The sequence below is a fragment of the Pseudomonas sp. Wu6 genome (genome assembly GCF_019891515.1).
In the GTDB taxonomy this organism is placed as follows: domain Bacteria; phylum Pseudomonadota; class Gammaproteobacteria; order Pseudomonadales; family Pseudomonadaceae; genus Aquipseudomonas; species Aquipseudomonas orientalis_A.
On the sequence record NZ_JAFLXH010000008.1, the window covers coordinates 179,020 to 187,917 of the forward strand.

General features: G+C 60.2%; 9 protein-coding genes. All 9 read right to left on the bottom strand.

The genetic code is table 11. The features are described 5' to 3' along the window. Positions 1-117: 117 nt before the first annotated feature. Entirely contained in the window at positions 118-885 is a 768-nt protein-coding gene (locus tag J1G34_RS08210; protein WP_017139071.1) for a TerC family protein, read from the bottom strand. A gap of 68 nt (positions 886-953) precedes the next feature. Then, entirely contained in the window at positions 954-2,261 is a 1,308-nt protein-coding gene (locus J1G34_RS08215; RefSeq protein WP_065886794.1) for a CitMHS family transporter, read from the bottom strand. 307 nt (positions 2,262-2,568) lie between these two features. Further along, positions 2,569-4,530 carry a DUF7844 domain-containing protein gene (locus J1G34_RS08220; RefSeq protein WP_222993769.1) on the bottom strand — a complete coding sequence of 654 codons (1,962 nt, stop codon included), beginning with the start codon at positions 4,528-4,530 and terminating at the stop codon, positions 2,569-2,571. Then, on the bottom strand, positions 4,527-4,847 hold the full coding sequence (locus tag J1G34_RS08225; protein WP_056790589.1) for a DUF2388 domain-containing protein: 321 nt from the start codon (positions 4,845-4,847) through the stop codon (positions 4,527-4,529). The genes J1G34_RS08220 and J1G34_RS08225 overlap by 4 nt, the downstream gene beginning before the upstream one ends. A 38-nt stretch (positions 4,848-4,885) precedes the next feature. Next, positions 4,886-5,194, bottom strand: coding sequence for a DUF2388 domain-containing protein (locus J1G34_RS08230; RefSeq protein ID WP_065886812.1), 309 nt, complete (start codon positions 5,192-5,194; stop codon positions 4,886-4,888). 90 nt (positions 5,195-5,284) lie between these two features. Continuing rightward, positions 5,285-5,605 carry a DUF2388 domain-containing protein gene (locus J1G34_RS08235; RefSeq protein ID WP_057725665.1) on the bottom strand — a complete coding sequence of 107 codons (321 nt, stop codon included), beginning with the start codon at positions 5,603-5,605 and terminating at the stop codon, positions 5,285-5,287. Positions 5,606-5,937: 332 nt separating this feature from the next. Next, entirely contained in the window at positions 5,938-6,153 is a 216-nt protein-coding gene (locus J1G34_RS08240; protein ID WP_003187413.1) for a DUF1127 domain-containing protein, read from the bottom strand. A gap of 317 nt (positions 6,154-6,470) precedes the next feature. Then, positions 6,471-7,964 (bottom strand): acetyl-CoA hydrolase/transferase family protein, encoded by a 1,494-nt coding sequence (locus J1G34_RS08245; RefSeq protein ID WP_065886796.1) that lies wholly within the window; start codon positions 7,962-7,964, stop codon positions 6,471-6,473. 234 nt (positions 7,965-8,198) lie between these two features. Continuing rightward, the coding region (locus tag J1G34_RS08250; protein ID WP_222993771.1) for an NAD(P)(+) transhydrogenase (Re/Si-specific) subunit beta at positions 8,199-8,898 on the bottom strand (700 nt) is incomplete at its 5' end.

Here is an 8,898-nt window from a genome sequence, read left to right on the forward strand (position 1 = left end):
CCAGCATCGCATAGCTGAACGCGGGATTGAAACAAAACTGTCATGAAGATCGGGACGCGAAGCGTCCGAGGCGGCATTCCCACGCGGAGCGTGGGAATGATCGACAGCGGGTTGAATTTATTGACCCGGGATATCTTTGCGCAGTTTCACCGGATCCTGCTGCTTCTTCTTTTTCGCGATGGCGGTGCGCATCTTGATGTTCACCGCTTCCACCGCCAGCGAGAACGCCATGGCGAAGTAGACGTAGCCTTTTGGCACGTGAACGTCGAAGGATTCGGCGATCAGCACGGTACCCACCACCAGCAGGAACGACAGCGCCAGCATCTTCAGCGACGGGTGCTTGTCGATGAATTCGCTGATGGTGCCGGCGGCCAGCATCATCACCAATACGGCAACCACGATGGCGGCGACCATGACCGGCACATGGGAAACCATGCCGACGGCGGTGATGACCGAGTCCAGGGAGAACACGATGTCGATGATCGCGATCTGGATGATGGTGTAGATGAACTTGCCACCCTTGCCACCCGGCTCGTCGTGGGTTTCGTCTTCACCTTCCAGGGCGTGGTACATCTCCTGGGAGCTTTTCCACAGCAGGAACAAGCCACCGAAGAACAGGATCAGGTCGCGACCGGAGATGCCCTGGCCGAAGACCACGAACAGGTCGGCGGTCAGTTGCATAACCCAGGTGATCGACAGCAGCAACAGGATGCGCGTGACCATCGCCAGGGCGAGGCCGAAGATCCGGGTGCGCGCCTGCATGTGCTTGGGCATGCGGCTGACCAGGATCGAAATCATGATGATGTTATCGATGCCCAGGACGATCTCGAGCGCCGTCAGGGTGAAGAAGGCAATCCAGATTTCCGGATTGGTCAGCCATTCCATGTGTATTCCTTTGAGCAAGTATTAGACCGCGCGGACTGTAGCGCCGCGCGGTGAGTGAGTCGGTACGATTATAGAGTGCTGAACAGCGGAAAAATCCCCATCAGCAGCGCGGCGAACATTATGCACAGGCATACCAGCACTGCCCACTTGAGGGTGAAGCGCTGGTGATCACCAAACTCGATACCTGCCAGGGCGACCAGCAAGTAGGTGGAGGGTACCAGTGGGCTGAGCAGATGCACCGGTTGCCCGACGATCGACGCACGCGCCATCTCCACGGCGGTGATGCCGTAGTGGCTGGCAGCTTCGGCCAGCACGGGCAGCACGCCATAGTAGAACGCATCGTTGGACATGAAGAAGGTAAACGGCATGCTCACCAGCGCCGTGATGACCGCCAGGTACGGTCCCAAGGCTTCAGGGATAACCGCCAGCAGGCTCTTGGACATGGCGTCGACCATGCCGGTGCCCGACAGGATGCCGGTGAAGATGCCGGCGGCGAAGATCAGCCCGACCACCGCCAATACGCTGCCGGCGTGGGCGGCGACGCGGTCTTTCTGCTGCTGCAGGCATGGGTAGTTGACGATCATCGCGATACTGAACGCCACCATGAACAGCACGGGCAGCGGCAGCAGGCCGGCGATCAGCGTGCACATCAGGGCAAGCGTCAGCGCGCCGTTGAACCAGATCAGCTTCGGACGGCGGGCGTCGGGAAATTGCGACACGCTGATTTCGCTGTGGTCGATCTCGTCGCCTTGCAGATGCAGTTCACCCAGGCGTGCACGCTCGCGCTTGCCGTACATATAGGCAATCGCCAGGATCGCTACCACGCCGGCCGCCATGGCCGGGATCATCGGTACGAAGATGTCCGAGGGGTCCACATGCAGCGCGCTGGCGGCGCGAGCGGTTGGGCCGCCCCAGGGGGTCATGTTCATCACGCCACCGGCAAGAATAATCAGGCCGGCCATGATGCGCGGGCTCATGCCGATGCGCTTGTACAGCGGCAGCATCGCAGCGACGCAGATCATGTACGTGGTGGCGCCGTCACCGTCGAGGGACACCACCAGGGCCAGCACGGCGGTGCCGACCGAGACTTTCAGCGGGTCGCCCTTGACCATCTTGAGAATCTTGCGCACGGCCGGGTCGAACAGGCCGGAGTCGATCATCAGGGCAAAGTAGAGGATGGCAAACATCAGCATCACGCCGGTCGGCGCGAGCTTGGTGATGCCTTCGAGCATCATCGGGCCGATCTTCGGCGCGAAGCCGCCGAACAGCGCGAACAGGATCGGCACGATGATCAAGGCGATCAGCGCAGACAGGCGCTTGGTCATGATCAGGAACATGAACGTGATGACCATGGCAAAGCCAAGGAAAGTCAGCATAGGAATACTCCAGGCGTAGCGCGGCTAGGGAATGGCGAACCGGGTGGGTTCAGCGCAGAACGAAAGGCACGAGGCGTACGGGGGGAGTAGGGAAAAACAGACGGGTACGGGCGGACATCGGGAATCACCATTGTTGTTGTTAACAGTCGGTCTATTGCCGACAGTGGGGCGATCCTAGACGGGTAAGCTTTCAGCCAGCTTTCGCCGGGAAAACAGGTGACATTCGGTCTTGAGGCTTATGCGGATAAAAAAATGTGGGAGGGGGCAAGCCCCCTCCCACATTGGAATTACTTGATTCGCTGAGTGTTTACGGCAGTTCGAGGCCGCCGGCCGCTTTATGCAACGCTCGCAGGTGTTCGCCCATTTGCTTGAGATTGGCTTCGCAAGCGGCAATCTCGGCAGCGCGGGACGGATCGAGCAGCGCCCTGACTTCTTTATCCAGCTCGCCGGTCAGCGATTGCAGTTGCTTCTGGCGCTCGGCACTTTCCGATTCCAGCCGCTTGGCCTCCGAAGGCTGCGGCAGGCCGTAGCCGCCACTGTCGAGCAATTCGGCGGGGCGACTGAGGAAGCCGCTGTTGGCGAGGATTTGCTGCAACGTGTTGTTGGCTTTTTCCATGCCACCGTTCTTCAGCTCCCGCGCATTGAGGTAGCGTTGTTTGACTTCGTCCTGGGCGAGCATCAATTGTTTGCGAAAGCTGGCCTGCTCCAGCAACAGCAGCGCGGCGCTGGTTCGCAAGTCGGCCTGGCTGAACCATTGGCGGCGCTCCTGCGCATTCAGCGACAGCCAGTCTTCGACTTGGGTCTGCTTGATCGGCAGGCGCTTGCGCAGTACATCGAACATCGCCTGGTAGCGCTCGCGGAACGAGTCAAAGTGATAGCCCAGGCGCAACGCTTCGCGCTTGTCATTCAGTACGCTGGTGTCGGCCAACCCGCGTGCGCTGAGCACCTCCAGCAAGCCGTTGGGGGTGATGTTGTCCAGGCCGGTCAATTGCGGGTTGGCGCTGCCACTGCGCAACAGCTTCAAGCTTTCCACCGCACAGTTGTTGGAAATGAAGAAGTAGTTGCCGTCGTAGCTCCAGTGCATCTCGGCGGCGTGTTCGACTGTTTCGTTGATTTCCTGGCGATTGAGCTTGAGCGGCACTGACGCCAGGCCACGCAGTTCGGTCTTGGTGTACTCGTCGATGACTTGGGCCAGCGGCAGGACAAACAGTCGCGACGGGTATTTGCCCACCAGGCCATCCCAGCTCGACAGCTGTACGTCACCGACGAAGGCGCGGTAGGACAGCACCAGGTGCTGATCCAGGTCCAGCCGGCAATCCGGCCCGCGAGGACGGCCGGGCGCGCAGATCACCAGGCGCAGCATGCTATGGCCCCAGCGGCTCACCAGATTCTGGTTGGCTTCGGCGAGCAGGTAGTCGATTTCGTACACACGTTCCGGGTCGATCTGGCCGAGCGGGGTCTTGGCGAAATCGTTGCCGGCGTTCAGAAAGGCGTAGGTATTGCCGCACTTATCCTGCCCCGGCGGCGCCCAGCCGAAATGTTCCTTGTAATAGCGCGCCAGCGCGGGACGGCGACAGGCGTAGCTGGGGTCGAGGAGGAAGTACTCCATGTTGACCGCGACGAATTCCAGCGGGCTGGTGGTTTCGTAGATATCCGGGCTGCGAACCACCTGGTTGTTGTGCTGCTCGCGTTCGCCGCGACGGCCGACGTATTGCGGCCAGCCGGCGAGGTCCAGCAGGCGAGGGTCGTCACTCAGGGTGAAGCGACGGTCGTTCTGGCCACGGCATTGATCGGGCAGGCCAATCAGGCCGGTGATGTTGTTCTGGCGGCTGCAGCGCTGGATCAGGGCGCGCTCGTCTTTGGACCACAGACGCGCACGGTCATAGATGTGGGTCAGTTCGTGCAGCACAGTGGCGAGCATTTCCCGGCGCACGGTGCCATGGGGGCGGTTGGTTTTGCGGGTGGCGGCGCTGCCGTCGGTCAGGCTGGCAAGCAGGTTTCGGTTGAGGTCCAGTTCGGACACCAGTGAGGCCTGGCCGTAAGCGTTTTCAGGCATCTTGTCGGTCCAGCCGACCTCGATGCGGCGGTCCAGCTGCTCGATGAAGCGCGGCGGCAGGGCGCCCATCGCTTCATCGAGCAATGCCTGGGTGGCCTGCTGTTCAGCCGGGCTCAGGCCATCGGTCTTGAGCTGCAGTTGCAGGCTGGCCTGGGCCGCACCGGCACACAGCAGCACAGCCCCGGCCAGGAGCCAGGCCTTGATTCGCCTCACAGAGCGAGGATAGCTTCGGCGAGCGTCTGGTCGCTGGCATCACGGGCTTCTGGTACGCGGGTGCGCAGGGTGTCAAAGGCGGCCTCGAGTTGCGCGCCACGGATCTCGCCATGGGTGGCGACGAAACTGGCGGCATCATCATGGGCTTCGCGCACGATCTTGGAATCGCGGATCGAGGTGGTGGTGTCAGAGGTGAAATCAATGGTGCGCGCCGAAGCGCGAACCACGATGTTGCTGGTGGCCTTCAGGGTTTGCGCCTGGGCGACATCAGCCAGAAACAGCAGGCCGAGGGCGGCGACGATCAACGGGCTACGCATGGGGTGACTCCAATACAAAGATGGCTATACAAAGATGATTATTGGACGAGAATTGCCTGCGCCAGTTCAAGGTCGCTTGCATGAAGTTTTGGCTGGGTGCGGCGCAGGTAATCCAGCGCGGACTCCAGGCGCGCGCCCCGCCATTGGCCGTCTGTGGCAATGAAAGCAGCAGCATCATCCCTGGCGACCCGGACCAACTTGTTATCAAACGGTGCAGACGTCACCTTGCTGGTGGCGTACGCGCTGGCAACGGTGCTCTGAACAGAGACGTCAAAGGCCGAAGCCAATGGTGCCCAGCAGGCACAGAGCATTACCGGAACAATCAACAGGCGGTATGAAAAAGCCATGGCACTCGACAACTGAAAACGAGCGCCAAGGCTAGCGCAATGACCGGGTGAGAGCCAGTGCAGTGACGGCCCTTCCTGCCGGCCCTGGCGTTAGATCGCCAGGATTGCCTGGGCCAATTGAGCGTCAGTGGCGGTGTTCAATTGCGGTGCCTGCTGGCGGATCTGCGCCAGGGCGCTTTCCAGTTTCACGCCACGGATGGCGCCTTCGCTTGCGACAAAGCTGGCGGCGTCGTCACGGGCGGCTCGCACCACCTTGTTGTCGCGCAGGGAGGAGGTGGCATCGGACGTGGCGTCGGAGGTGGCTTTCAGTGCGCCGACGATCGAATCGGTGGTAACGATAAAGCTGCTCGCGTTGGCGTTGGCAGCAACGGCCAACAGGGCGGCGGTGCACAGCAGGCGAAGACGGGACATGGGGTGACTCCTGTAGATGAGCAAATAAGGTGGCGTAGAACCGCCACAGTGAAACGGACGTTGGGCAATTGGGCATCTGACGCCCGTTCTACAAGGTTCGCCACGTGGTGACTGGATATTAGGTCACCGCTTGCTCATTCGGAAGCCTGCGGTTAACTGTTGTGGTTTTATTTATAAATACGAAAACTGTACTGGTCTGGTAGAGGGCTGCTGTTTCCGGTTCCCATATCCAGATACAACAAAGCCCGCCTCCGGTTACCCGGGGCGGGCTTTGCTTTGACAAATCAGAGTGCTGGCGGTGGACCCGGCGGGTCAGGGCCAGCGAGCGCCAATCAGCGCCAGAACGGCTTGCTCAGCTCTTCGTAGCGTTGAGCTTCGCTGATACCGGCATCAGCCAGCAGACGCGAATCCAGACGAGCCAATTGGTGGCGGCTGGAGATGCGGCGCTGCCACAACATCAGGTTGGCGAGAACGCGCAAAGGCAGGGAAGCCTGGGTGTTAACAGCTTTTTCTTCGAAGAACAGTTCGGAACTGAGTGTACGTTCCATGATGACATCCTTCCGCTTGTGGCGGGATTAGGTAGTGGTTTAACTGATGCCAATGATCCTCCTCGCACGCAAGACTCTCTAGATACAGTTCACCTGTATTGTGAGGGGCCAGTTAACTGTTTATAGAGGCTGTACGGTACGAAATGGGGGCAACTGTACCTGTTCGCACCGTAACGGTGCGAAATCGGCTTTTTCGGTGAGGGACGTGGGATATTTCTTCAGGAAATGACCGGTACAGCAGTACAGTTTTTGATAGATATAGCGATCAAACACCGGGCCGATGAAACTGTATTGGCACCAACCCGGTTGTATATCCCTCAAGCCTTGAGCATGTGCCCGGTTTCTTCCAGGTTAATGTGCCAGCTCAGTGCGTCGCGCAGGATATGCGGGGTATGCCCGCCGATAGCGCAGGCGGCAACGAAGTAGCCGTTCAGTGCGTCGCGATACGCCGGGTGCACACAGTTGTCGATGATCACGCGGGCACGCTCGCGGGGTGCCAGGCCACGCAAGTCCGCCAGGCCCACTTCGGTCACCAGGATGTCGACGTCATGTTCGGTATGGTCCACATGGCTGACCATCGGCACCACGCTTGAAATCGCACCGCCCTTGGCAATCGACTTGGTCACGAAGATCGCCAGGTGCGCATTGCGCGCAAAGTCCCCGGAGCCGCCAATACCGTTCATCATCCGCGTGCCGCAGACGTGGGTGGAATTGACGTTGCCGTAGATATCGAACTCCAGCGCTGTATTGATGCCGATGATACCCAGGCGGCGCACCACTTCAGGATGGTTGGAGATTTCCTGCGGGCGCAGCACCAGCTTGTCCTTGTAGTGCGCAAGATTGCCGAACACATCGGCATTGCGCCGCTCCGACAGGGTAATCGAGCTGCCGGAGGCGAAGCTCAGTTTGCCCGCGTCGATCAGGTCGAACGTCGAGTCCTGCAGCACTTCCGAATACATGGTCAGGTCTTCGAACGGCGAGTCAATCAAGCCGCACATCACTGCGTTGGCGATGTTGCCGATACCGGCCTGCAGCGGGCCGAGCTTGTTGGTCATGCGCCCGGCATCGACTTCCTGTTTCAGAAAGTTGATCAGGTGGTTGGCGATGCCCTGGGTGTCGCTGTCGGGTGGCGTCACGGTGGAGGCGGAATCGGCCTGGTTGGTGATCACAATGGCGACGATTTTCTCGGGCGGGATGGGAATCGCCGGGCTGCCAATACGATCGTCGACTTTGACCAGCGGAATCGGCGTGCGAGTTGGCCGATAGGAAGGGATATAAATGTCGTGCAGCCCCTCCAGGTTCGGGTTGTGCGCCAGGTTGATCTCGACGATGACTTGCTTGGCAAAAATCGCGAAGCTGGCGGAGTTGCCCACCGAGGTGGTGGGCACGATATGGCCTTGTTCGGTGATGGCGACGGCTTCAATCACGGCGATGTCCGGCAACTTGAGCTGGTTGTTGCGCAGTTGCTCGACGGTTTCCGACAGGTGCTGATCGATAAACATCACTTCGCCGGCGTTGATTGCCTTGCGCAAGGTGCTATCGACCTGGAACGGCATGCGGCGTGACAGCACGCCGGCTTCGGTCAATTGCTTGTCCAGGTCGTTGCCCAGGCTGGCACCGGTCATCAGGGTGATTTTCAGCGGGGACGTCTTGGCGCGCTCGGCCAGGGCGTGGGGGACGGCCTTGGCTTCACCGGCGCGGGTGAAGCCGCTCATGCCGACGGTCATGCCGTCCTCGATCAGTGCAGCGGCGTCTGCCGCGCTCATGACCTTGTTCAACAACGAAGGCAAGCGGATACGATCACGGTACATGAATGGTTATCTCAGGCTGCGGAAGCAAGTTGGGCAGTGTAGTGATTTCAAAAAGTTTCGGCCCGCTACCATGGTCGAATGCCGAGTGGCGATTTAGAGCCTTTGGTCGGGTTTCATCGGAGTGTGCACAGCGGGACGCAGAGCATCCCTGGCTGCATTCCCACGCAGAGCATGGGAACGAAAAAACCCCAGCCTATCTCAGGCCGGGGTTTCGGGTACTGCGCTGGCGCAGTGTTATTCGACAGCTTTGACCATATCTTCGATAACCTTTTTGGCATCACCGAAGACCATCATGGTCTTGTCCAGGTAGAACAACTCGTTGTCCAGGCCTGCGTAGCCGCTGGCCATCGAGCGCTTGTTGACGATGATGGTCTTGGCCTTGAACGCTTCAAGGATCGGCATGCCGGCGATCGGTGAGTTCGGATCGTTCTTGGCGGCCGGGTTGACCACGTCGTTCGCGCCCAGCACCAGTACCACGTCGGCCTGACCGAACTCGGAGTTGATGTCTTCCATCTCGAACACCTGGTCGTACGGCACTTCGGCCTCGGCCAGCAGTACGTTCATGTGCCCGGGCATACGGCCCGCCACAGGGTGGATCGCGTACTTTACCGTCACACCGCGATGAGTCAGCTTCTCGGTCAGTTCCTTGAGCGCGTGTTGCGCCCGAGCCACGGCCAGGCCGTAACCCGGCACGATGATCACGGTGTCGGCGTTGGTCAGCAGGAAAGTCGCATCGTCGGCCGAGCCGGACTTCACCGGGCGTGCTTCCTTGGAACCTGCCGCAGCACCGGCGTCCGGCGCATTGCCGAAGCCGCCGAGCAGCACATTGAAGAAGGAGCGGTTCATGGCCTTGCACATGATGTACGACAGGATCGCGCCGCTGGAGCCCACCAGGGAGCCGGCGATGATCAGCATCGAGTTGTTCAGCGAGAAG